At 60.4% G+C, this 20,430-nt stretch carries 27 protein-coding genes; 4 read left to right on the forward strand and 23 right to left on the reverse strand.

Annotation, left to right across the window (positions count from 1 at the left end; all coding sequences use genetic code 11):
* Positions 1–43: 43 nt before the first annotated feature.
* The 9 genes from AC0IW7_RS20800 to AC0IW7_RS20840 all read right to left on the reverse strand — a co-directional run bounded on the left by AC0IW7_RS20800 (position 44) and on the right by AC0IW7_RS20840 (position 6,213).
* Positions 44–1,006, reverse strand: coding sequence for a hypothetical protein (locus AC0IW7_RS20800; protein ID WP_471820538.1), 963 nt, complete (start codon positions 1,004–1,006; stop codon positions 44–46).
* A gap of 61 nt (positions 1,007–1,067) precedes the next feature.
* The gene (locus tag AC0IW7_RS20805; protein WP_471820539.1) at positions 1,068–1,487 is read right to left on the reverse strand and encodes a hypothetical protein; all 420 of its coding nucleotides are present in this window, start codon (positions 1,485–1,487) and stop codon (positions 1,068–1,070) included.
* A 52-nt stretch (positions 1,488–1,539) separates the two neighbouring features.
* Entirely contained in the window at positions 1,540–1,677 is a 138-nt protein-coding gene (locus AC0IW7_RS20810) for a hypothetical protein (RefSeq protein WP_471820541.1), read from the reverse strand.
* A 53-nt stretch (positions 1,678–1,730) separates the two neighbouring features.
* Entirely contained in the window at positions 1,731–4,448 is a 2,718-nt protein-coding gene (locus AC0IW7_RS20815) for a toprim domain-containing protein (RefSeq protein ID WP_471820700.1), read from the reverse strand.
* An 18-nt stretch (positions 4,449–4,466) separates the two neighbouring features.
* Positions 4,467–4,697 carry a hypothetical protein gene (locus AC0IW7_RS20820; protein WP_471820542.1) on the reverse strand — a complete coding sequence of 77 codons (231 nt, stop codon included), beginning with the start codon at positions 4,695–4,697 and terminating at the stop codon, positions 4,467–4,469.
* Positions 4,698–4,764: 67 nt separating this feature from the next.
* A complete protein-coding gene (locus AC0IW7_RS20825; protein ID WP_471820544.1) occupies positions 4,765–5,127 on the reverse strand; it encodes a hypothetical protein in 363 nt (120 codons plus the stop codon).
* A gap of 2 nt (positions 5,128–5,129) precedes the next feature.
* Positions 5,130–5,432: an ogr/Delta-like zinc finger family protein gene (locus AC0IW7_RS20830; RefSeq protein WP_463541976.1), complete on the reverse strand. Its 303-nt coding sequence runs from the start codon at positions 5,430–5,432 to the stop codon at positions 5,130–5,132.
* Positions 5,433–5,500: 68 nt separating this feature from the next.
* The gene (locus AC0IW7_RS20835) at positions 5,501–5,983 is read right to left on the reverse strand and encodes a YmfL family putative regulatory protein (RefSeq protein WP_471820545.1); all 483 of its coding nucleotides are present in this window, start codon (positions 5,981–5,983) and stop codon (positions 5,501–5,503) included.
* A 29-nt stretch (positions 5,984–6,012) separates the two neighbouring features.
* Positions 6,013–6,213: a DNA-binding protein gene (locus AC0IW7_RS20840; RefSeq protein ID WP_471820546.1), complete on the reverse strand. Its 201-nt coding sequence runs from the start codon at positions 6,211–6,213 to the stop codon at positions 6,013–6,015.
* An 81-nt stretch (positions 6,214–6,294) separates the two neighbouring features.
* Here AC0IW7_RS20840 and AC0IW7_RS20845 point away from each other — a divergent pair, with 81 nt between their 5' ends.
* The 4 genes from AC0IW7_RS20845 (at position 6,295) to AC0IW7_RS20860 (ending at position 8,712) form a co-directional block, all read left to right on the forward strand.
* Entirely contained in the window at positions 6,295–6,642 is a 348-nt protein-coding gene (locus AC0IW7_RS20845; protein ID WP_471820548.1) for a helix-turn-helix domain-containing protein, read from the forward strand.
* Between the two features lie 84 nt (positions 6,643–6,726).
* The gene (locus AC0IW7_RS20850; protein ID WP_471820550.1) at positions 6,727–6,918 is read left to right on the forward strand and encodes a hypothetical protein; all 192 of its coding nucleotides are present in this window, start codon (positions 6,727–6,729) and stop codon (positions 6,916–6,918) included.
* Between the two features lie 59 nt (positions 6,919–6,977).
* Positions 6,978–7,904: a hypothetical protein gene (locus AC0IW7_RS20855; protein WP_471820551.1), complete on the forward strand. Its 927-nt coding sequence runs from the start codon at positions 6,978–6,980 to the stop codon at positions 7,902–7,904.
* Positions 7,905–7,908: 4 nt separating this feature from the next.
* The gene (locus tag AC0IW7_RS20860) at positions 7,909–8,712 is read left to right on the forward strand and encodes a hypothetical protein (protein WP_471820553.1); all 804 of its coding nucleotides are present in this window, start codon (positions 7,909–7,911) and stop codon (positions 8,710–8,712) included.
* On the opposite strand, the gene AC0IW7_RS20865 is transcribed toward AC0IW7_RS20860, so the two are convergent.
* The 14 genes from AC0IW7_RS20865 to AC0IW7_RS20930 all read right to left on the reverse strand — a co-directional run bounded on the left by AC0IW7_RS20865 (position 8,713) and on the right by AC0IW7_RS20930 (position 20,422).
* Positions 8,713–9,987 carry a phage late control D family protein gene (locus AC0IW7_RS20865; RefSeq protein ID WP_471820555.1) on the reverse strand — a complete coding sequence of 425 codons (1,275 nt, stop codon included), beginning with the start codon at positions 9,985–9,987 and terminating at the stop codon, positions 8,713–8,715.
* Entirely contained in the window at positions 9,984–10,436 is a 453-nt protein-coding gene (locus AC0IW7_RS20870) for a phage tail protein (RefSeq protein ID WP_471820557.1), read from the reverse strand. Before AC0IW7_RS20870 ends, AC0IW7_RS20865 begins: the two co-directional genes overlap by 4 nt.
* A 7-nt stretch (positions 10,437–10,443) precedes the next feature.
* A complete protein-coding gene (locus AC0IW7_RS20875) occupies positions 10,444–13,035 on the reverse strand; it encodes a phage tail tape measure protein (protein WP_471820558.1) in 2,592 nt (863 codons plus the stop codon).
* Complete coding sequence (locus tag AC0IW7_RS20880; RefSeq protein WP_463541984.1) at positions 13,025–13,147, reverse strand: GpE family phage tail protein; 123 nt, start codon at positions 13,145–13,147, stop codon at positions 13,025–13,027. The genes AC0IW7_RS20875 and AC0IW7_RS20880 overlap by 11 nt, the downstream gene beginning before the upstream one ends.
* 8 nt (positions 13,148–13,155) lie before the next feature.
* Positions 13,156–13,500, reverse strand: coding sequence for a phage tail assembly protein (locus tag AC0IW7_RS20885; RefSeq protein WP_463541985.1), 345 nt, complete (start codon positions 13,498–13,500; stop codon positions 13,156–13,158).
* Positions 13,501–13,578: 78 nt separating this feature from the next.
* The gene (locus tag AC0IW7_RS20890) at positions 13,579–14,094 is read right to left on the reverse strand and encodes a phage major tail tube protein (RefSeq protein ID WP_471820560.1); all 516 of its coding nucleotides are present in this window, start codon (positions 14,092–14,094) and stop codon (positions 13,579–13,581) included.
* 46 nt (positions 14,095–14,140) lie between these two features.
* The gene (locus tag AC0IW7_RS20895) at positions 14,141–15,331 is read right to left on the reverse strand and encodes a phage tail sheath protein (protein ID WP_471820562.1); all 1,191 of its coding nucleotides are present in this window, start codon (positions 15,329–15,331) and stop codon (positions 14,141–14,143) included.
* Positions 15,332–15,487: 156 nt separating this feature from the next.
* On the reverse strand, positions 15,488–16,111 hold the full coding sequence (locus AC0IW7_RS20900) for a phage tail protein (RefSeq protein ID WP_471820564.1): 624 nt from the start codon (positions 16,109–16,111) through the stop codon (positions 15,488–15,490).
* A complete protein-coding gene (locus tag AC0IW7_RS20905; RefSeq protein ID WP_471820566.1) occupies positions 16,108–16,890 on the reverse strand; it encodes a hypothetical protein in 783 nt (260 codons plus the stop codon). Before AC0IW7_RS20905 ends, AC0IW7_RS20900 begins: the two co-directional genes overlap by 4 nt.
* A complete protein-coding gene (locus AC0IW7_RS20910; protein ID WP_471820568.1) occupies positions 16,887–17,978 on the reverse strand; it encodes a phage tail protein in 1,092 nt (363 codons plus the stop codon). The genes AC0IW7_RS20905 and AC0IW7_RS20910 overlap by 4 nt, the downstream gene beginning before the upstream one ends.
* The gene (locus AC0IW7_RS20915) at positions 17,975–18,592 is read right to left on the reverse strand and encodes a phage tail protein I (RefSeq protein WP_471820570.1); all 618 of its coding nucleotides are present in this window, start codon (positions 18,590–18,592) and stop codon (positions 17,975–17,977) included. Before AC0IW7_RS20915 ends, AC0IW7_RS20910 begins: the two co-directional genes overlap by 4 nt.
* Positions 18,592–19,503, reverse strand: a complete 912-nt coding sequence (locus tag AC0IW7_RS20920; RefSeq protein WP_471820572.1) for a baseplate J/gp47 family protein — start codon at positions 19,501–19,503, stop codon at positions 18,592–18,594. The genes AC0IW7_RS20915 and AC0IW7_RS20920 overlap by 1 nt, the downstream gene beginning before the upstream one ends.
* Complete coding sequence (locus AC0IW7_RS20925) at positions 19,500–19,853, reverse strand: GPW/gp25 family protein (protein ID WP_471820574.1); 354 nt, start codon at positions 19,851–19,853, stop codon at positions 19,500–19,502. Before AC0IW7_RS20925 ends, AC0IW7_RS20920 begins: the two co-directional genes overlap by 4 nt.
* Complete coding sequence (locus AC0IW7_RS20930; RefSeq protein WP_471820576.1) at positions 19,850–20,422, reverse strand: phage baseplate assembly protein V; 573 nt, start codon at positions 20,420–20,422, stop codon at positions 19,850–19,852. Before AC0IW7_RS20930 ends, AC0IW7_RS20925 begins: the two co-directional genes overlap by 4 nt.
* Positions 20,423–20,430 lie beyond the last annotated feature (8 nt).

The following is a 20,430-nucleotide window of genomic DNA, read 5'->3' on the forward strand; positions in this document are numbered from 1 at the left end:
TGGTCAGGCCCTGCCGAGTTGCCGCTTGGCGGGGCCAACTTCTTTAAGCCGCGACGTAGCCGCCGGCGGTCTTCATCAATAGGCCCATTTCTGCGGCCTGCTGTAGCAACTTGGTGGCCTTAGTGCTGCCTATCCGCAGCTCCTTTGATACCTGCCTCACTGCCACTTTTGCTCCGGCCTCCGTACTAGCGATGAGCTCCCGTAGCTGTTGCGGTATGCCTGGCTCTGCGGCCTCGTCCGCCCCTGTTTCCGGCCGTTCCTGATCGCGCTCCCGGGACTGTTCCTGCTCCGTTATTGCCGCTACCGGGTCACGCTCCTGCACGATGGGGCTGCGAAGCGCAGCGAGGATCAGTGCGGGCACTACCTCAAGTGCTGCGGCGAATCCGAGGCAGAGGAGGTGGGCCAGATACAGCGGTAGGCCGGCGGCTTTGGCTGGTTTAGCGAGTAGGGCTGTGAGTTCTTGCGAGGCGAGGTCTCTACGCTCCTGGGCGTGTTCACGTTCGGCGTCGATGCGTGCCATGGCGGCCGTCTCCAATTCCAGGGCGCGGCTGACCATTCCTCGGTCCCGTAGCGCCTGGGCTTGCTGGTAGGCGGTGGAAGCATCAGTGTCGAGCTGCTTAATGCGTGCGGCGTCGGCGTCGCGTTGTTCCAACAGATCGATCTGACGTTGCTCCTGGTGCGCCTGGTGCTCGGCACGGCTGGTGATGATCGAGCTCATCAGCCGGTCGTAACTTGCCCAGCCGGAGACGCCGCCCAGTGCCGTCGCGCAAGCCATCATCAGCAGTGCACAAACGGTGCGGCGTGTTGCAATCAGGCCAAGGGCCAGCGGCCAAGCGATGTACTTGAACAGATCCAGGACCACTGCCGCCGATGCAAACAGAGCGGCGATCAAGGCGTTTTCGATCAGCGCCGCGATGGCCAGCGCCACCGAAGTGGCCGTAACCCCCGCGAGTGCGGCGACCATTGCCAGCAATGGCCAGCGATGGTGTTTTTTAAGGTGGTGCATGGTGCTTCTCCTTGTCCGAACGCCTCGGGGTTGCCGCCCCGGGGCGCCGCTTGTTCCGTGGTTAGCTGATCTTCATTGGCTTGCCGTCGACCAGGACGTAGAAGTTCACGTCCCGCAGGGCATACAGGCCGCCCGGTCCGCCATGAACGACAAAGGCGTCGTACGGTGCTGCGGCCACCCGCACCGGGAATAGCTTTTCTGTCTGATGGGCGTACCGGCTGGTTTTCTTGATGCGCGCATACAGCTGCTGACCGAACGGTTTGCACCCGTCCGGGCCGTGCGCGGCTTCAAACCCAAGCCAGGCAGCCTGTGTTTCGACGTTGAGAAACTGACTGTCTTCGGCGGTGGTGCCGGTGCGGCGGCCTAAGTCATAGCCGCGCGGTAGCGCCCAATCCTCGAACGCCAGCAGCAACTCCAAATTGCCGAACTTGCGCATCGTGTTTTCGCTGGCAGGAACGCCGCTTTCTATTTCCGCTTTCATGGTGCTTCTCCTTGAGTGGATTGCCCGGACGTTGCCGCGCCCGGGCTGTAGGTCAGTGAAGGGCTGCCGCCAGCAGAGCCGGCGCGTAGTAGCCAGCCGCTATAAGCAAGGCCAGGGACGCGCCGCTGACGGCCAGCGTGGCGAGACGTTCGCGCCGGCCGGCGCGGTCGGGGTAGCTGTTGTTGTGCATGGTGCTTCTCCTTGGGGTAGGGGCCGGGGCGTTGCCGCGCCCTGGTTGAGTTGTCACGCGAGCTGGAACACCCAGCAGCGGACGGTTTTGGCAGCGCCCGACAGGTCTGTCGCGCGCGCCGAATTAACCGGTTTGTTGCTATCCAAAAATTTGGGGGACTTGCTGGTTTTCAGCAGGCGCTTGAGCTCGTGAATGAGCGGAACCTGCTGCCGCTTGTTCGCCGCCATTTCGATCACCTCGTTGAGGTTGAAGGCGACGAAGCTGTTCTTGCGGGAGTGATTCAGTTGGCCGCCTGGCTCGTCGAGCGGGCCGTTCAGGTACTCAAACAGCTCCCAAAAGCTGCTGACTACCGGGTGGTCGGCGTTGATTGCTTGCTGACGTTCCAGCGCCATTTGCTCGACCTCCGCGTGGACTAGCGCGGCTTTGTCGTCGTCCAGCGGCACCACCAGCTGCAAGGCGTCGATCAGGCTGCGCAACTGGGCGTGGTTCTTGGCGATACGGACGGTACGGATCCCCGGTACAGCCAGGAGCTGCTGCTCGTAGCCGGAGGTGCGCTCATCGATCAGCTTGACGATCTGCGCCTCAGGTAACAGGGCCTTGACCAAAAAGCCGCTGAGCTGCTCCACGGGCATGCGTTCCAACTGCTCGGCGTAGGCTTTGGATTGCGGCGTCTGGTGCTCGCGAGTTAGGTGCACATGGCCGAGGCGCTGGAGGATCGGCTCGGAGGCATTGACCGCATTGTTTTGGGCGATGAGTAGTGCGCCACGAAACGGCGGTTCGCGGGTGTCGTTGCCGTTGTTTTTCACGCCTGTGGAGCGGACGCTGCGGCCGTTGTATGCGGTCTTCAGCTCGTCCCAGTCGAAGTGTTTAACCGGGGCGCCTTCTTTCTGCTCGCGTTCCGACTCGATCAATACGACCGGCAGGTTGCCTACCTGGGCGAAGTTGCGCGCGCGGCTTGCAGCGGTCGCTTTGGATGGGTCGAAGCCTTCGTATTCGGTGCGGCCAGTACACTTCCACAGCAGTTCCACCAGAGTGGTTTTGCCGGCGCCAGCCTCGCCAATCAGCTCAAGGAACAGGTAGGACTTGTGTAACTGGCGGATCTGCTCCGCATAAAGCGCCCCCAGCCACCATGCCAACACGACGACACCACGGACGCCAAAGCAGCGCCAGAACAGGTCGAACCATTCCTCTTTGTAGTCGCTCAGCTCGGGGTTGACGTGCAGCACCGGCGACTGGCTCTGCGATTTGATGCTCTGCCGACCGATGTCGAAAAAATCTTCTTGGTTCAGCTTATGGACCTTGCCGCCGGCGATGGCGATGTCGTTGAACACGTAAACGCCGTGCTCGCGGGCGTAGCCAATCCAGTCGATGGTGTTAACGGTTTTCAGGATGTCGAGCTGGTTTTCCAGCATTCGCTCAAGCTGCTGCGGGGTGCCGGAGAAAAGGGCTCCGTTGCACACGTTGAGCAAGCGCTTCTTAAACTCAGGCGCTGAGGAAATTTGCGCAGAGGTAAATGTGCTCTTGATGGTCGGAGCTTCCGGGCGCTCAACGCGGAAGTAGTACCAGGCCTCGTCCGTCTGCTCGTTCCGCATGAAATAGAGCGCTTGGAAATTGCAGTTGGCGATGCGCGTGACGCATCCCGCTTGGCGGAGCGCTTTCTCGCGGACTTGTTTCTCGTTGAGCTGTTGCGCTTCGTGGGACTCGTCGTTCTCCAGGTCGCGTGTGGCTCGCTCGTAGCGCTCCATATCCAGGCGGAACCAGTACAGGCGGGAGTGGAACGTAAAGTGGAATTCCTTGCGCTCGTCCCAGCTGTACATCAGCAGACCTTTTTCCTCTGCTGACTCGGCCAGCAGCAGGTCGCCTTGATGGCGCGCTTCGTCGAGGTCGAGCTCGATGCGCTTCGCTTTTTCGTCCGCGCCTTCGATAAACGTCCACCGCTGATGGAGGTCGTTCCAGTCAAGTTTTCTCGCGCCCCGTTGCGGGATCACAGCCGCGCCGCACTTGAAGCCCATGTCGCGGGCTTCCTTCGCCCATCGACGCATGTTGGCTTTAGCAACCGGCTCGTTATCGAGCGCCCAAATCAGGCGGGGGAGGGGCTTGTCAGCTTCCTGGCAGGCCTTTTTAAGCGACTTGAGTGATTCGGTTGGGCATGGGGCGCTGCTCATCATGGACACAGCCGCCACGTCGTGGTGGAGCAGCGCTATGGCGTCGAAAATGCCTTCGACAATCCACAGCTCGCGGACCTGCACCAGGTCGAGCGAAGGTGGGCACCACCACACGCCTTTGTAACTTTCGCCTGGCTTGAAACGCGCTTTCTGCTTGCCGAAGCGTTCGGGGCGGTCGATCAGACGCTCCCAGTAGCCGCCTTTGTCCAAGGGAAAACGGACGGTTGCTGTGCCCGCGCTAATGTCGCGGCTCCAGTAGTTTTCCTGCGTGAACCAACCGGCGATTAGCTCGATGCGAAAGCCGCGAGCCATCTCCAAATAAGCGCGGGCGGTAGCGGTTGGATCCTCATCAGTAGACGGCGCCTGCTTGCTCCAGTCGTTGAACAGGTCGCTGTACAGATCTTTGACGTGGACGCGGTGGCCACACTTCTCAGGCCGGCCGCAGATCAACATCCACGGTGAATCGTGGAAGGTATAAAGGGTTTTCTTGCCACAGCCAGGCGCAGGGCAGGTGCCTTTGCGCATGTAATTGGTGCCGCTCATGTGCTTGAGGCCGAAGTCAGCCTCAATGCGGCGGAGCACCTCGCCCCTGAATCTCTCGTGCATCGTCATGGAACTGCCTTACTAGTTGGCGGCAAGGGCGGCTTGCAGCGCGCCGATGGTGCGTTTGTGGCCGGCGAGGGCCGGGTAATCGTCGAGGATGCGGCGGCTTCTAAAGCCCTCGGGGACGTCGCGGTAGCGGTCGTCGTACCAATGCTCCAAGAAGCCCTTGCGGAGCTCTGCGCGCAGGCTGCCAAGCCACGCCACTGCGACCGGCTTGGGCATGTCCAACTGAAACGCAACGGCGTTTGGCATGGCGGCACCTCGAATTGCGGATAAAACTTCCCCAAACCCACGGGAGTGGGGCAGGGCGGTTAAAGGGTCAGAGAGCGGCCGTGTCGGCCGGGGAGTGCAGGAAACGGTGCGGTAGAACCCGTGCCGATACCGGATAGGTTTTCCCGATGCGGTAGTCCCGAATCAAGCAAAGATCCGAACCGCTGGAGACGTCTACGCCGATCCACGACTTGCCCCGTGGTAGGCGGTCCGTCATCGCTAAATGCACTAGGCGCCCGGCCATGAATACCGGCACACCCCATACGTTCACCAGGTGGTTGACGGTGCGGTCGAAAAGGCCGTCGTCGTTGAGGTGTTCCTGCTGGTGTAGTTCTACAAAGGCTGCCGCATTGCGCTGCATGCCGGTGCGGTAGTCATCGAGTTGCTTGCGCGTGAGCGTGATGGTTTGCATAGTCAGGCCTCCAAGACGGCGAGCATGTCGAGCTGGTTGGTTTTCACCGCGCTGTCGCGGAAAGCCTGCATTCGCTTAACCGACGGTGCGACGGGTAGCCTGACGCGGGGACGGTCTATTCCAGAGGCGTTCAGCTCGTATTCCCATGAGAGGGAGCCGCCGTAGGTCGCGCCGCAACCGAGGTTGGTGCACTCGCCGTACATGGTTTTGAAAATGGGTGTTTGCTCTTCCGAATTACGAATACGCATTCGGCTGCCGCAGGCAGGACACAGGGCCTTGTACCCGCCGCCATGGTTGGTGCTCATCGTTTCTCTCCCCGGCCGCTAACGCGGCCAATGGCTTTCGCCAAAAAAAGCGACGCTTCCTGCGTCTACTACTGGTCCTGGTTGCCCGGATTTTTCCGGTGCAACGTAATCACGGCGCCGATTTCGGCGTGTCTTGCTGCAAGGTGCCGACGGTGAGCGGCGACGATGTCAGCGAGCTCGCCTTCATCAAGTCGACCATCTGCCAAGGCTTTGAAAATGATCTGGTCGACCTTGCCTTCCGCGACGTCGGTGGCAAGCGAGCGGGCGTACAGGTCGAGGTTGTCGACGTGGCCATCCTCTGGCATCGGTGCAAAGACACCGCCGTAGAGACCAGCCATGTAGTCGGCGAGAATGTTGGTGCCGCTGACGCGTTCGAGCTGGCGAACTTGCGCGTCAGTCAGAGGGCGATGGCCCGGGTTTTCGTAGGCCTTGTTGTCGAACTGTTTGAGGTCCAGGCAAAGGTGCGCAGCGGCGCATTCTCTGCCGCCTGGAAAGGCGGCAACGGCAGCCATTACGGCTTTGCGGCGGCTATCAAGAACTGGGCGTGTCATCTTCTCGTTTCTCCCCTGGAACGGGCGCACTAATGTGCGACCGTGCCCGCCTTGATACCCAGCAGAACGGCGGCGCGGTGGGCTTCGCCACGCTTGCCTTTTTTAGTGCCGGCTAAGACTTGATAGGTCGTGAACTGATCAAGCCCGTTCGCTTCGGCAAACTCCTTGACGGTTTTGCCCTGCGATTGGAGCCATTCCTTGGCTTGTGCTGGTGTTCGGGTGGCGTGCATCATTCAAATCCATTCAAAAGCGTTCAATGACGCCAAGATTACCACTCAAAAGAGTGGTGTCAACTGGGAAATACCATCCAAATGAGTGTAATTGGCGAGCGCTTGCGCGAAGAGAGAGAGCGTCTGGGGTTGTCGCAAGGGGCTTTCGGAGAGCTTGGTGGCGTAAAAGCCAACGCCCAAGGCAATTACGAAAAAGGCGAGCGGTTTCCTGACGCGGCCTACTTGGCTGCTGTCGCGCAACATGGGGTTGACGTTTTGTACGTCATAACGGGGGAGAAGAAGCCTGTTAGTGAAAATGTATTGGTTGATGAGGAGCTAGAGCTCCTCAACCGCTACCGCCAACTGCCGCTAGCGGATCGGGCTGGGACGACCAAAATGGTGCTGGCCTTGGCCGAGATGGCTGGGCGGCACCAGAGCCAAGAGGGCTAAAAGGCGCTACAGCGTGCGATTGTGTGGCAATGAGCTGCGGATTATTTGGATGCTTGTCGCTCACTGCCATTAAGGAGTATGCAGATGAGTGCCGATGTAACGGAGGCTGCGGTAAACCAACCTGCGGATTGGGTTGAGCAGCGCTATGTGGAACCGTTGACGCCAGAGGAACGGCTGATGTTGAGGTATTACCGCCAGTTGGAGGGGCCGGACCAATCCTTCATGGTTAGGGCAATGAAAGCCCGAGCAAGACAAACACTGAATCCCACCGACTGACTTAACGGAGCCTCGCACTTGCGGGGCTTTATACTCTGCATCCGCTCAGAGAAAAATAGATGATTCATTTTGGCATTGGCGCATTTGTTGGATTTGTCTTCACTCTGTTTACTACACTAATTTATTTCTCACTTGGCGACGGCACAGTATCTCTTGTAAGTCCAGACCATTACGGTTTTCTTAAGGACTACGTAAGTCCTATTGTCGCCGGTTTCGCCGGTGCGGCAGCGGGCGCCATTTGTGCGTATGGTTTTTCCGAAAAGCAAAAACGGCAGCAAGACTTGGAGCAGGCTGCGGAGATTTACGTATCGGCTATGTACGCCATCACTGCAATGATCGAAGACGTTGCTGGGATCACTGAAAAAATTATCCGACCTTTTGAGTCGCAGTCCGGGCGATTTTTGTCAATTCCCCATATGGGTTATTCTCTTCGTTCATATGATCTTGAAATAGATAAGCGCATCTTCGGGTTGTTCGTTCGTTTGAGAGCTACAAACGCTAATTCTAAGCTGTTTGCAGCGGTTAACTTATATCGCAGCTTAGGCAATCAAATCGAACAGCGCAGAGACCTTATGAGTGAGTATTGGGTTGCGCGACATGCGCATCCAAGAAATAGTCATAAAAATCTGACGGTTCACCAAATAGCCGACATGGTTGGTGCTACGAGAGTTTACAACGCGTATGAAGCCTCCGAGGGGCTAATAAAAACCTTGGAGACCACGCAGAATTCTTTGATTGAGCTCGTGGTTTATTTGAAGGATCTAGGGCAAGCATATTTCACTGGTAAGAGCGTCCGCGTTTTTCTTCCACGTATGAATGTATTGCCTGCCCCTTTGGAAGGGCCGCAGATTAAGTCTTCTAAGGAGTTGGCCGCAATGCTCAACGGTCCTCTTGTCCACGTGATCCAAATATCTAATGAAAACTGGACCGTGCCAGGTGGTTGGCCGGTGAGCTATTCACAGCTTTTTATAATTTCGAAGGGGTAGCGCAATGGAAGGCTTTTTAGACAGCGTACGAACTCACATCAATGAGCGCCTGAATAGCCCGCTCATCGGTGCATATATTCTCTCTTGGATATTCCTAAATTATCGGATTCCACTAATTTTTTTTTCGGATTTAAAAGTATATGAAAAAATCGCGCAGGTTGATTTTTATCTCCATGGCAACCTTGCGAATGCTAAATACGCCTATGGTCTTCCGCTCGCTGTCGCTCTGGTTTATATCTTTATACTGCCGTTTCCTTCTGCGCTAGTTTCCGTTTGGACTCTTTTTAGTCAGAACGTATTATTGAGGATGCAGCAGTGGGTGCTTCGGAAAAAAGTATTTACGTTCGATGAGGTTGCTCTTAAAGAAAGCGGGTGGCGTTTAGATCGAGAAAGCAAGGTACGGAAAATCGAGGAGATGGAACAGAAAGTAGAAGAGATGAAGGTAAAAAGATCAAATTCTGAAGCGGAGTTGCAGTTGGCGATCAAACGCGCCGAAAAATTCGCGGAAACAGAGTTCAAATTAGAAAGGGTCAATTTCGATTTGTCTCATCTCCAGAGAGAGTTGGCAGAAAAAACTGGCGAGGTTTTAAGCCTACAAGGGGATATGAATATCGTTCGGCAAGCACTTGCCGATAAAGAAGCTGAAGCTGCTGAGGCGGCGGAAGTTATGGTGCGTGCGATCACAAAGCTCGCTGAGGGCGGCTACGGAGGGGCGGTGCGGCAAGAAATTTTGTACGCTTTGCAAGGCCGTGCAGTGACACCTTCGCTGGTGCAAAGTGTATTAAATGCCACATCAACAAACACATAGTCACTGTTTGACGGGGAGCTGCTTTTCTTTGAGACGTAACCACTCTCGATCCAGCGCCCGCTTTGCGTTGGCTTTGCTTTGATAGAGATGCGTCAGCCGGCGCGGCTCGGTCTGGTCACCCTCGGTGAGCTTGTGCTGTGCCCCGGTTTTTGGGTCGCGATACCAGGCAACCAACCCCGTAAAGCCATCGTTGATGTCGTGGTCCGCCAGTTCGTCCAGGTCGCCTTCCGGTAACTGCGATTCGAGCTCCAGCGCAGTGGTGAAACTCTCAGGCGTGAAGCTGTGGCGAATGTTTCCACCGAGCCAGATGATTTCCGCAATTTCCGCTTTGATCCCTGTCAGGCTGTAGGTCTGATCGGGCACCAGATCCGGTCGTCCCTTGGCAAGCGTATAGCTCAATGTCGCCGTCCCTCGCTGCAATCGGCTCCACTCCGACCGTGCCGCTCGTAGCGCGCTGGCCTTGTCGGTGTAGCTGTGGCGCAACTCTTTGATGTTCTCGCCGCCGCCGGCGAACACTTCCTGTTTTTTCGCGCTGTTCACGTCGTAGAAATACGCCTTCACGCCGGTGTAGGTATCGCGGCTCGCCTGTAGGTAGCGGTGCTGGTCGCCATCGGCGCGCGTCAGCGTGACGTGTGGAAGTTCCAGGCCGCTGACTGTCACCGCTTTACCGGTAGGCATGAACAACAGGCGGCCGGCTTTGATGCTGGCGATGGCGTCGTGGTCGCGGCCGAGGCGGGTGAGCAGGTTTGCGTCCGACTCGTTGGCTTGATCCAGGTGCGCCAAGTCGAGGCCGGCAAGCGCAGCGCTGATCAGCGGGGTGAGGCCGTATCGGGTCGCGATAGCGCTGACGATGGTGGCAAGGGGCGTGGCGTCCCAAGAGCGCTCGCGCTTCACCTTCAGCCCGCCGCTCAGGTCGGCGCTGCGGGCGCGGATGTTCAGGGTATCAGGCGCTCCGCTGTGCTCGGTTTCGTCGACGTTGTAGCGGCCTTTGTAGACCAGGCCCGTGTCATCCCACCCAAGCCAAAGATCGATGGCGGCGTCACGGGGTGGTATTGCCAGCAACCCGTCATGGTCGCTTAGCGCGATGTCGAGCTGGTCCGCCTCCATCCCTCGGTTGTCGGTGAGCTCGATGCTGATTAGGCGCTCGACCACTGCGGCGGTGATGTCGTTGCCAGCGACCACGACGCGGCAAATCGGCTTGGCGTAGGCGGTAACCTCGCGGTAACGCTGGGCCGCCTGATCGAGCAGGCCAGCGGCTTGGCTCAGAAGGCTCAAAGCAGCGCACCCAAGATAGGGCGCAGCAGCCCGCCAAGCACACCGGTTGCCGTGCCGAGCATGTCGATGCGGCCGTCGTCGATACGCTTGAGGCTGATGGTGAATTCGTAGCGACGCGGCGTGCCGTCCTCGAAAAAAATCTGCTGGGTTTCGCTGATGGATGTGATCGCCCAGGCGCCGTAAATCTTGCCGGTGCCGCTCACCAGTGCCCACGCTTTGCCGGTGTCCGCCATCATTCTGAGCGAGTCCAGGCCGAGGGGAGACCCGGCGAGGCCTGGCAGCAATGAGCCCGGCAGGGTGATGGTGTCTTCACCGCGCCCCAGGAATTGACTGGCAGGGTTGGTGCCGATGCGGCTGGTCGAGCTGTGCCGCCATTCGGTGCTGCGTTGCAGCTCCTGGTAGGCGAGGGTAGGCAGCCCGAATACAAACATGCCGAGTGCCATCATCATGGTCTGGTTACTCCTGGTCGCTCAGTGCGCTGCGGCGGCGCACCTGGTCACCGCGTTGGACCTTGGCGACTTCCGCCGCCACAAGCCGCGCGAGCATTTGTTCATCCATTCCTTGCGCCGCATACACTTTGATCGTTATCGGAGCGGCCTGCTGGACGGCTGGGGCACCACCTCCGCCGATTGCGCTTAACGGCGGACGGTTATCCATGGCAAGCGCCGAACCCGCAGCGCCGAGGGTGACGGCGCCGGCGGCTGCGAGCTTTTTGCCAATCTCAACTACGGCCGCCAACGGACCCTTTTCACCGTTCTGGAGGCCTTGCTCCAGGCCGGCCATCGTGAACCCGCCGAGGCTGGCGAAAACGCGAGACGGGGAATGGATGCCCAGCTTTTCCTTGAACCAGTTAATGGTCGACTCACCGGCGCCGGTGATGGCCTCTTTCACCTTGCCTAACCCTTCGCTGATGCCCTGGACCATGCCCTGCATAAGCATCAAACCGAAGTCGCTGAATTTGGCCGGCATCTCAACGCCGAAGTAATTCATCACGCCGGCGAACACGCGATAAAACAGCCCCAACGGACTGAAGTTAAGTATTAGCGCAGTGATCCCGGCAAACCCGCCGCTCAGGCCTGCTTTGACCTCTTCCCAAAGGCCGAGGAAGTACGCCTTGATTGGATCCCAATACTTGTAGATCAGGTACACCGCACCGGCGATGGCCATCACCGCCAAGCCGATGGGATTCATCATCAGGGCGCGCCCGATCCACAGCACCGCACGGCCTACCCACAGGAAAGCGCTCCCCAATCCTTTTAGCGCCGCAACGGCGCCGAAGCTTTTGATGCCCAGTAGCGTGAGCGCGTAGCGGACGATGGCAAAGGGGCCGAGGAAGCTGGCAAGCGTGAGCATGAGCCCACCACCCACAGCCAGCAGCAAGGCCAACCCCGCCGCCGTTTTGACGATGGCAGCGGTCAGCGCCGGGTGTTCTTTTACCCAGTTCTTTACGCTGACGGCGAGTTCGCCGATGCCCTCGATCAGGTCTTTGAGCTCTGGCGCGATTGTTTCGCCGATCTCGCTCATGGCGTTGGTCCAGCTGCCTTCGGCGGCTTCGATCATGTTGGTCAGCGTGCCGAGCTGCTCATTCACACGGGTGCGCAGATCGGCCTGGGCGGAAAGCTTGGCCGCCACCTCGTTATAGCCGCCCAGCCCCTTTGCCATCATGGTGTTGAGGGTTGTGATGGTCTCGCTATCGTCGCCAAACATTTGCTTGAGCAAAGCCAGGCGATTTTCCGTCGTAAGCCCCTGCAGTTTTTCCAGTTGGGCGTACATTTTCTCGATGCCGCCGAACTCGCCTTTGCCGTCGGTGAAATCCAGTTGCAACTTGATGCCCTTGGTCACCTTCAAATCGCCCAGCGCTTGCTGGATTTTGTCGTTGTTCATCGCCCCTTGGAAAATCTTCCGGTAGGCGTTGCCTGCTGCGCCGCCTTCCATGCCGGCCTGGTCCATCATCACCAGGAGAGGGGTGAGCACTTTGGAGGCTTCCAGGCCCTGCTTCTTGATGATGTCCATGACCGGGGAAATCTTGCTGAAGCCCTGGAGCATGTTCCCGCTGTCGACGCCGAGGTAGTAGCCGCGCTGGATGGTGTCCATCAACGACATCATGTCTTTCTCGCTGGTGCGAGTGGCGTCCTGCATCTTGGCGGCGAACTCAGCCGCAGCGGTCACCGGCATTTGCAACTGCACCCCAAGATAGGTCGCCGCCTCCCCGGTCCCGCCCAGCACGTTGGCAGCGCTCAGGCCTTGGCGCCGGAGCATCGTCATCATTTCCTGAAAGTCTGCGGTGGTGCCTGGCAGGCGATCACCCAACGTCGTGGCGAGATCGCTGATCCGCTTGAAGTCTTCCGGCACTTTGCCGGTGGCGTCCATCATCGACACCTTAAGTTGCGTGGCTGCGTTCTCGGCTGGAGCAAACGCGTCGACGATGCTTTTCAGCGGTCGCGAGATTCCATATGCAGTGCCTAATCCAGCAGCACCGCCAGCGGCCATGCTGCCTGCCAGGTGTTGGGATTTGTCGAACTGTGCTCGAGCAGAAGCGAGGCGTTTCTGCTGCTGCACCAAGGCCTGCATACGCTTGCCTTGTGTGCTGATTGCCTCGTTGGTTTCGTGGATTCGCTGCTTCAGTTCGCGCGAGTGGCCGCTCAGATTTTTGGTGCTTATGCCGGCGTCAGTTAGCCGGTTGCGAAGCCCTTGGAGCTGAACCTGTTGCTCCTGGTGCTTGCGTTTGAGGTCGGAGGCGACGCGCATCGCGCTCTGCATGTTCGCGACCATTTCCCGCGTGGGCACGCCGGTATTCGCCATCGCGCGGCTGAGGGCTTTGACGCGCGCCTTGGCGTCCTCAAGTTCTGAGCCGGTCTTTGCGCTGGCGTTGCGCATGATCGTCCAACTGCGGATGTCGGACTGCTGCGCTTGCAAGGATTTGAGCTGGTCGCGATTGCGCTTGAGCTCCTGGCCGAGGCCGACGCTGCCCCGGGTGATGGCGCGGATAGGTCGAAGAGCGCGGTCCACGGCCTGGAGCACGAGCTGCATCTTCAGATCATTGGCCATGGTTTTTCTCCCAGCGAATCCTGGCCCGTTCGCGCCATTCCATCAGTTCAGATAGGGACAGCGGATCGATCTCCGCCGGCCCCCAGTGAAAGACCATGGCCAGGTCGGCCATGGCGTCTTCTACGCAACGAGGACACCCTCCCGCGCCGACTTCGTCAGTAAAAAACTTGCGACCGCCACGCCGCACTGGAGCAGGTCGGCCGGGTCCATCAAGCCGATTTCATGCTCAGTGAGCGCCGGGGTCGAGATTCGTGGCAGTACCTTGCGAAGCGCCAGTACGTCCATCTGTGCCAGGTCCGACAAAGTGACGCCACGCAGCGAGCCGCTGAGGGGTTTGCGCAGGATCACCTGGTTGATCTTCGTGTCACCGCGAACGATGGGCGTGTCCAGTTCGATAATTTCTTCGTTGGGGTTTTTCGCCGGTGCTGCGAGTGCCACGGCTTCGAGGGTTTCGGTCTTTTCCATGATGCGGCTCCTTGGGGAAAGGGGTTGCGCCGCAACGCGCGGCGCGTGGTTGTGAATGGGGTGCGACCAATGCCCGGGTTACAGGCCGATGTTCTGCCGATGCTTGGCGAGCAAATCGACGCCGTCGACGATGAACACGAAGTTCAGGAGATCGATCTCGACGATGTCGACGCTATCTACCGTCAGCTTGTAGTAGGTGCAGGTGGTGGTGATTTCGTGCTCGGTGTCTTCACCAGGGGCCGCGTCGCCGAAGCCAATTTCTTCATGTCGGCCACGAACCGTTATCTCGACGGCGCTGATCTCGCCGGTGTCATCGCGCTGAACCGAGCCGGCAAAGCGCAAGGGAACGCCGTCAGCGCGTACCGTGCCGTACTGGCGCATAACGGTCAGATCCCAGCCGCCCAGCGTGAATTTGAGCTCGATGCCGTCGTCGCTGTGTCCAAGGTCGACTTTGACCGGGCCGTCCATGCCACCGCCTCGGAAGGCCTCCATCTTGCGGGCCAGGTTCGGCAAGGTGACGGACTTGGCTACGCCCTGGTAGCTGTTGCCGTCGTTGAACAGGTTCATGTGCTTGAGCTTTTTGGGCAGCGCCATGGTGGTGCTCTCCTACGGCGCGGCCGAGGCCGCGCAGGTGAATGGGTTAGGCCTTGACGGTTTCGGCGAAGGTCATCAGATAGCGGTCGGTGATGCGCTGGCGGAACAGCAGGTTTTCCAGCGGCGGGACCGGGGTGTAGTCGTAGTCCAGGAACAATTTGCCAGCCTTGAGGCTGGTGGCGTCGTTGGCGGCAGGGTCGTACCAGCATTGCCCGTCGATGATGTAACCGCCGGTCTTCAGCTCGCGAAACTTGGCGTTAACGCCGGCGACGATGTCTTTCACCAAGCTGCCATGCATGGGTTTGTCCACGGCCCAAAAGTGCGCCTCGGCCATGGTGTCCGCGAGCACTTGAGCGGTGCGGGTGTAGTTCTCGAAGGCGAACAACGGGTCGGCGCTGGTGGTGCGGTTGCCCCAAAAGCGGAAGCCTTCACGACGGATCAGGGTGGTGACGTCGGCGGCGTTCAACAGGCCGGCGTCGGTGGCTGGGTTTTGCAGATCCCAGAATATGTCCTTCGACAGGCCCGACACGCCGTTGACCGGCACGTTGGAGAGGGTTTTGTGCCAGCCGATCTGCTCGTCGATTTTGGCGCGCAAGCCCAAAGCACGCGCTACGGCAGAGGCCGGCGCGTTGCTGTTGGTTGCGGTGTCCCAGTTCACGAAGTCGGGCCAGATCAGCATCAGCTCACGCGAGCCAAACCCATCGCGGTAAGCGGTGGCCTCGGCAACGGTTTGGCAGTTCCAGACGCTGGCGTAAGCGAAGGCGCGCATTTTCTCGGCGATGGCAGCCAGCTCGGTGGTAACGGCGAGGTTATCCAGACCAGGTACGCCGAGAATGCGCGGGCGCACGCCGAGCTGCACTTCGGCCGCCAGCAACGCTTTGAGGCCGGTGTATTGGCCCTGGGCGGTTACACCGCCGATGATTTTGGAGGTTTGGTCGGCCTCTTTCGCTGACGCATCGGCGCCGACGCCGTCCTCTACGCGTACCACGACGGTGACGGGGCTGGCCTGGTCGGCGATGGCGTCCAGGCTGCGGGCGAGGGTGCCCAGCTTGCCTGCTTTGCCGGATGCGGTGAGCACGTCGGTCAGCAGTACCGGCTTATTGAGTGGGAAGGTGGCTTCATCGGCATCGCTGCCGGTGCAGACCATGCCCACCACGGCGGTGGCGATGGTGCGAGTGGGTCGGATGCCCTCGTTGATTTCGAGGACGCGGACGCCGTGATGGTAATCGGTGGCCATTGGGCAGCTCCTGGTGGGCGTGGTGCCAGTTCAGTGAGCCTTGAGGGTGACGCGCGCGCGCAAGCGGCGCGAGCGGTGGGCGGTGTAGCGGGGCACGCTACAGGGCAGGCATAAAAAAGCCCCGCAGATGCGAGGCAATCCTCCCCAGGAAAATGGTTAAGCGCCGGTGTTGTTACCGATGCCGGCAACAGACGCCTCAATGGCCGCAACGGTCTCGGCGGCGATGTCTTCAGCTTGTTCGATGTTCCCAGCGGCGAGCGCGATGCGAATGAGCTCTTTGGCTTGGAGGCGCGTCTCGCGAAGAACGTAAAGCGCCTCGGTGTAAGCAGCTGCCTCGGCGAGGATGCTTTCGGCCGCCTGTTGTGGTGTGCGCCCGTTAATGGCCCACGCAGCGACAGTGCGCGGCGGTTCGCCTTGGAAGCCGGCAGCGGCAAAGGCCTCAGCTTCTACGCGTGCGCGGTCGTATTCGACGGCGCGCAACGGATCGCCAGCAACCTTGGCGCGGGCCATGTCGGCGGCCGCGTCAATCAGCGCGCACAGGCGAATCTCCGGCGCAATGACCGGCTCTGGCTTCACCAAGGCGATCAGCGCGGCGGGGACTTCAATTGGTTCGGCCGCAGCTGGTCGCATCGCTTCGATACGTTCCTCCAGCTCAGCGGCCGAAAGATTCTCAGCGATCAGCAGGTCGGCCGGAATGAAGTGGTTGAGGGTTACGTTCCCCCAGTCAATGACCATTGTCCCGAGGGCTGTGGATACAGAAAGGACTTCAAAATTGCTCAAGACATGACTCCTTTAACGCGGTCTGTGGAATTGCCGGCGGCGAACGTGAAGACGTTTCCCCCCGAAATAATTGCTGCACCAGGTGCGCCACCGGCCCAGGGGCCTGAGGTGGAATAGGTAGTGTTCGACCATCCGACACTGCCCGCTGCCCCGGCTACGCCAGCAGCTCCGCCGGCACCGCCTGTACCGCCAGCACCATCCCCCGGGTATGACGAGCCACCGGCGCCGGCAACGGCAGCGCTTACGCCTTCGCCTGCGCCACCGGCGCCGCCGTACACCATCTTCGCGCCGCCACCTGAACGAATGCTGCGGTGCTGGCCAAGGCCACCACCACCACCGCCGCCCTGGATGTAGCCGCGTGAGTTATCCAGGGTGGTCGCAAATTCCAGAAGTAAGCCGGTTCCACCTGGCTGACCTTCGGCGGCGGCGCCACCGGCACCACCTGCGCCCTTGATGTATCCCTCGTTGATTACCAGGAGCGTCGAGCCCGCTGGAAATACGCCGGTTCGTAGCGCGGCCGCAGAGACGCCGCGAAGCACCGCTTTGTTGATGAACACGTACTCGCGCGGCTTGGTGGGCGAGCCCATCAGCGAATAGATGCTGGCGTCAGCCAGGTCGGCGAGGTTCGTGTAGACGATGCGGCGGCGCCAGGAGCGCTTCCAAGTGTCGGCGGCGACCTTTACCCAAAGCACCTCCCCGTTACGCCAACCGTCGGCCATCTTGGCGCTCGGCATGACGCCAGCCTTTTGCCCAGCCGGGGTCTTAGCGTGGAAATTCATGTTTCCACCTGCAGCCAGATGGTGCCCACCACGCCATCGGCGGGCGTAGGCGCTGCGGTGGAAATCACAATGCGGTCCGCTGGAAACGCGTCAGTGATGCCGTACCCAGCGAGGGTTGTCGGGTTGGTTCCGCTGACCACTTGCCCTCGTTTGTTCACCGTCACGCTGCGGTACGTGCCGGCCGCGATGCCTGACTGGCCGGCAACGAGCTCGAAGACCAGTCCGGTGGTGCCGAGGACGATTGGACCGTCGGTGACGAGAAGCCAGGTGCTATCGGCGTTCGCGTTGCCGCGCTCAACCGTAACCAGCAGGCCGGGGGTTACTTCACTGTTCGAGTCGGCGTCGATAGCGCGGGTCCAGGCGCCGGCCGCTGCGATCCAAAGACCGTTGTCCTTCGGGTCGGTTTTGTCTTTGACCAGGACGCGCGTGCCGGCAGTAAGTGCCACCGTCCAATCGCCCCCAGCCTGAACGGCCAACCCGCTGAGGTTGATGTTGGCGACGGTCGTGTATTGCACGCTTTGTTTGCCGTCCATGGCGTTGATTCCGGCGGCGATCATCGCTTGGACTTCGGCCTCGGTGGTGTACTGCGGGTGCGGGTCGGCGCCCGCTAGATGGTTGACCATGATCGCGTCCGCATAGGCGCGGGTGGCCAACACTACCGACGGGTCGATCTTCAGTTGCACGGCGGCGGTGCTGGAAACGATGAGCACCATGCGCATGACTTGGGTCTTGCCAGAGCCTTCCGCCACTACCGGTTTGTAGCTCGGCGGACAGTTGGCGACGGCGATCAAGTCCCCCGCGTCGTCATACAAACCCATCTCCCGAAGCCAGTAGCCGCCCTCAGATTCAGGAATCACGAGCTCGGCGATGATCTGACTGGTGTTAAGCGGGTCGACGATCAGGCTGTTGAGATCTGCACGGTACGTTTCGCGTACCAGAGCCGTTTGCGTGCGGGTGGGGTTGGGCAGGGCGCCGTTCCCGTCGCCGACGGCCATACGGCTGATTTGCAACGGGGTGCCCAACGCGGTGGCGTTGGCAAGCTTGGCTTCGCCGATGGCCGTGAGCAGTGCGAAATAGGTTTGGCTCATTGGTAAACGCTCGTGGTTTCGATGATATGGGCGGCGCCGCCAAACAGTACGGCGGGGGCTCCGACTTCAATCGGGCCGGGTTCGTATGGGTAAACAGTCGTGACTTCACCGCTCAGGCCGGCCGCGCCGACGTGGAGGTTGCCGCGAACCTCCAGGCCAACAGCCAGGCCCACAAGGTGGCGGCTGAGCGGCTTGGCGTCATCGATCAGCCAGCTCAGCTCCTGGTACATGGCCTCGGTGATGCCGGTGTCGAGCACACCGATCAACAGCCGAAACGTGCCGGGGACGCCGAGCGGCGCCTCTTCCCACCATTCCTGCACCTCGATCAGATAGCCGAGGGGCTCCACCACCCGCCGCAGCGCGCCGATGGTTCCCTTGTGGGCATGGATGAAGTACGCCGATTTGATGGCCTGCCGCTTGGCGCTTTCCGGCCAGGCCTGAGACCAGCGGTCTACCGAAAACGCCCATGCGAGGTACGGCAGCAGGTCGACGGGGCAGGTGTCTGGATTCCATAAATCACGCAGCGGGACCGGCACGCGCTCGATCTGCGCCAATGCCTGAGCAGCAAGACGCTCAAGCTCCGTAGCGTTGCTGGGCACAAGGCGGGCGGCCATTACTCAGCCACCCCGACGGTGTAGCCGGTGCAGTACGGCGCCTGTTCCAAGGTCGCGACGATATCGGCCCAACCGACCAGGTCGACGCGTTTAACGCCTTCGATGTGCAGGGCTGCGTCAAGCGCCGAGCGGTTCACTTCCTGCCCGAGGCGCCGACGCTTCCCAACCAGCGCAGCCAAGCGCTTTTCAGCGGCAGCGCGAATGGGTTCGCTCTCCGGGCCGGAATTGATTAGGTGGAGTACTGCCTGCACGGTGTAAGGCAATACCTCCGCGCTTTGCACCGTCAGCCGATCTGCCAACGGGCGGCGGTCTTCATCGCTGAGGTAGGTCAGCACTGCGGCCAACTCTTCCGGCGAGGCGGCGCCATTGCCCAGTGCGCTCTGCACGGTGACGACGACCTCGGCCGGCGCCGGGCTGTGTGCCGTGGCGTCTGCAACTCGGCCGTCCGCACTGCGGGCGTGAAAAATATAGGCATTGCGAGGCCCCGCGACAGACAGGCCTTCCATTGCCATCTGGATCCGCTCGCGCAGCGCGTCGTCCAGTTCCATGACCGCCGCCACGGGCGGAACAACGGTGTCATCCGCCGGCGTGATTACCAGGCGCGAGACGTTGAAGCGCGCACCGATCTGCTCCAAATCCGCACCCTTGGCAAACGCCAGCAATACGGCAAGCGATGCCTCATTGACGCGTTGGCGCAGCAACGTTTCGCGGTATGCGCTCTCCTGGAGCAGTTTGGTCAGCGGTTCCGATTCAAGCGCCAGCGTTGCCGCGACCTCGGCCTGTAAATCGGCTGGCCAGAGGCTCACCGCGTAGGCTTTGCGCTCGGACAGGATCGCCTCGTAGTCGATTTGTTCGACCACACTTGGCGGCGGTAGCTGGTTGAGATCGATGGGCGTAAAGGTGACGGTCATGCAGCGGCCCCCATGCTCAGCGGCACGCGCAAGCTGAGCGCTTCGTTGGTGTCTGTGCGCGTACCCTCGACGTCCAGAATCGCCTGGCCGGCGACCTCGCCCTGGGTAAGCTTCACGCTGTTGAGGCGGATCCGCGGCTCCCAGCGCATGAGGGCCATCGCCACTGCTGCGTAGGCCTGCAAGCGCGTGGCGTTGTTGAATGGGGCGTCGATCAGATCCACCAGGTAGCTGCCGTATTCACGGCGCATTACGCGGCTGCCGATGGGGGTGGTAAGGATGTCGGCAATCGACTGCGCCAGATGGTCGCTGCCGGTCACCGTCCGGCCCGTTTTCGAGCTCATGCCGATCATTGCGGGCTCCCGGTTTGGCTATTACCGAACTGGACACCACCGTGCGTGTGGCTTACCAGGCTGATGCCTGCGGCGACTACGTCATCGCTGACAGTGACCAGCCCCGTTATTTGCTGGTTGCCTTCTTGGGTGTAGTCGCCCTTGTGGGTGATCGAACCCTCTATGTGGATGCCGCCAGTGCTGACCAGGTGCGTTACGCCGCCCGCTGGAAGCGTCGCGCGCAGGACGTGGGAAACGAAGTCATATTCCACAACTGCCCCGTCGGCGTAGGTACGGCGGTGCAGGCCTTCGCGGTCGCCATTCGCTGGGTTGGCGTCGCTGAACAGACCGACCAAGGCCACGCCTTGCGTAAGCAGTCCTGACGGACTGAGCAGGACGGCTTGTTCGCCGATGGTGGGCGGGTCCCATTCTTTCGAGGATCCGGCGCGAAGGGCGAGCCATGGCACCCATGAGCTGGTGACGTTTCCGCTTTTCACCCGCACGCGAGGCGGCTCGACCTGAACGTCGGTGACGGTGCCGAGGCGGACCAGGTTCTCAATGAGGCGGGCAAGTTCGGCGAGACTGTTCATGCCCCCGA

This window comes from Pseudomonas sp. AC229 (assembly GCF_979254655.1).

Bases quoted from the DNA above. Each gene is read 5' to 3' on its own strand.
- AC0IW7_RS20800 (WP_471820538.1), bottom strand. From the start codon at position 1,006: ATGCACCACCTTAAAAAACACCATCGCTGGCCATTGCTGGCAATGGTC.
- AC0IW7_RS20805 (WP_471820539.1), bottom strand. From the start codon at position 1,487: ATGAAAGCGGAAATAGAAAGCGGCGTTCCTGCCAGCGAAAACACGATG.
- AC0IW7_RS20810 (WP_471820541.1), bottom strand. From the start codon at position 1,677: ATGCACAACAACAGCTACCCCGACCGCGCCGGCCGGCGCGAACGTCTC.
- AC0IW7_RS20815 (WP_471820700.1), bottom strand. From the start codon at position 4,448: ATGCACGAGAGATTCAGGGGCGAGGTGCTCCGCCGCATTGAGGCTGAC.
- AC0IW7_RS20820 (WP_471820542.1), bottom strand. From the start codon at position 4,697: ATGCCAAACGCCGTTGCGTTTCAGTTGGACATGCCCAAGCCGGTCGCA.
- AC0IW7_RS20825 (WP_471820544.1), bottom strand. From the start codon at position 5,127: ATGCAAACCATCACGCTCACGCGCAAGCAACTCGATGACTACCGCACC.
- AC0IW7_RS20830 (WP_463541976.1), bottom strand. From the start codon at position 5,432: ATGAGCACCAACCATGGCGGCGGGTACAAGGCCCTGTGTCCTGCCTGC.
- AC0IW7_RS20835 (WP_471820545.1), bottom strand. From the start codon at position 5,983: ATGACACGCCCAGTTCTTGATAGCCGCCGCAAAGCCGTAATGGCTGCC.
- AC0IW7_RS20840 (WP_471820546.1), bottom strand. From the start codon at position 6,213: ATGCACGCCACCCGAACACCAGCACAAGCCAAGGAATGGCTCCAATCG.
- AC0IW7_RS20845 (WP_471820548.1), top strand. From the start codon at position 6,295: ATGAGTGTAATTGGCGAGCGCTTGCGCGAAGAGAGAGAGCGTCTGGGG.
- AC0IW7_RS20850 (WP_471820550.1), top strand. From the start codon at position 6,727: ATGAGTGCCGATGTAACGGAGGCTGCGGTAAACCAACCTGCGGATTGG.
- AC0IW7_RS20855 (WP_471820551.1), top strand. From the start codon at position 6,978: ATGATTCATTTTGGCATTGGCGCATTTGTTGGATTTGTCTTCACTCTG.
- AC0IW7_RS20860 (WP_471820553.1), top strand. From the start codon at position 7,909: ATGGAAGGCTTTTTAGACAGCGTACGAACTCACATCAATGAGCGCCTG.
- AC0IW7_RS20870 (WP_471820557.1), bottom strand. From the start codon at position 10,436: ATGATGATGGCACTCGGCATGTTTGTATTCGGGCTGCCTACCCTCGCC.
- AC0IW7_RS20875 (WP_471820558.1), bottom strand. From the start codon at position 13,035: ATGGCCAATGATCTGAAGATGCAGCTCGTGCTCCAGGCCGTGGACCGC.
- AC0IW7_RS20880 (WP_463541984.1), bottom strand. From the start codon at position 13,147: ATGGCCGACCTGGCCATGGTCTTTCACTGGGGGCCGGCGGAGATCGAT.
- AC0IW7_RS20885 (WP_463541985.1), bottom strand. From the start codon at position 13,500: ATGGAAAAGACCGAAACCCTCGAAGCCGTGGCACTCGCAGCACCGGCG.
- AC0IW7_RS20890 (WP_471820560.1), bottom strand. From the start codon at position 14,094: ATGGCGCTGCCCAAAAAGCTCAAGCACATGAACCTGTTCAACGACGGC.
- AC0IW7_RS20895 (WP_471820562.1), bottom strand. From the start codon at position 15,331: ATGGCCACCGATTACCATCACGGCGTCCGCGTCCTCGAAATCAACGAG.
- AC0IW7_RS20905 (WP_471820566.1), bottom strand. From the start codon at position 16,890: ATGAATTTCCACGCTAAGACCCCGGCTGGGCAAAAGGCTGGCGTCATG.
- AC0IW7_RS20910 (WP_471820568.1), bottom strand. From the start codon at position 17,978: ATGAGCCAAACCTATTTCGCACTGCTCACGGCCATCGGCGAAGCCAAG.
- AC0IW7_RS20915 (WP_471820570.1), bottom strand. From the start codon at position 18,592: ATGGCCGCCCGCCTTGTGCCCAGCAACGCTACGGAGCTTGAGCGTCTT.
- AC0IW7_RS20920 (WP_471820572.1), bottom strand. From the start codon at position 19,503: ATGACCGTCACCTTTACGCCCATCGATCTCAACCAGCTACCGCCGCCA.
- AC0IW7_RS20925 (WP_471820574.1), bottom strand. From the start codon at position 19,853: ATGATCGGCATGAGCTCGAAAACGGGCCGGACGGTGACCGGCAGCGAC.
- AC0IW7_RS20930 (WP_471820576.1), bottom strand. From the start codon at position 20,422: ATGAACAGTCTCGCCGAACTTGCCCGCCTCATTGAGAACCTGGTCCGC.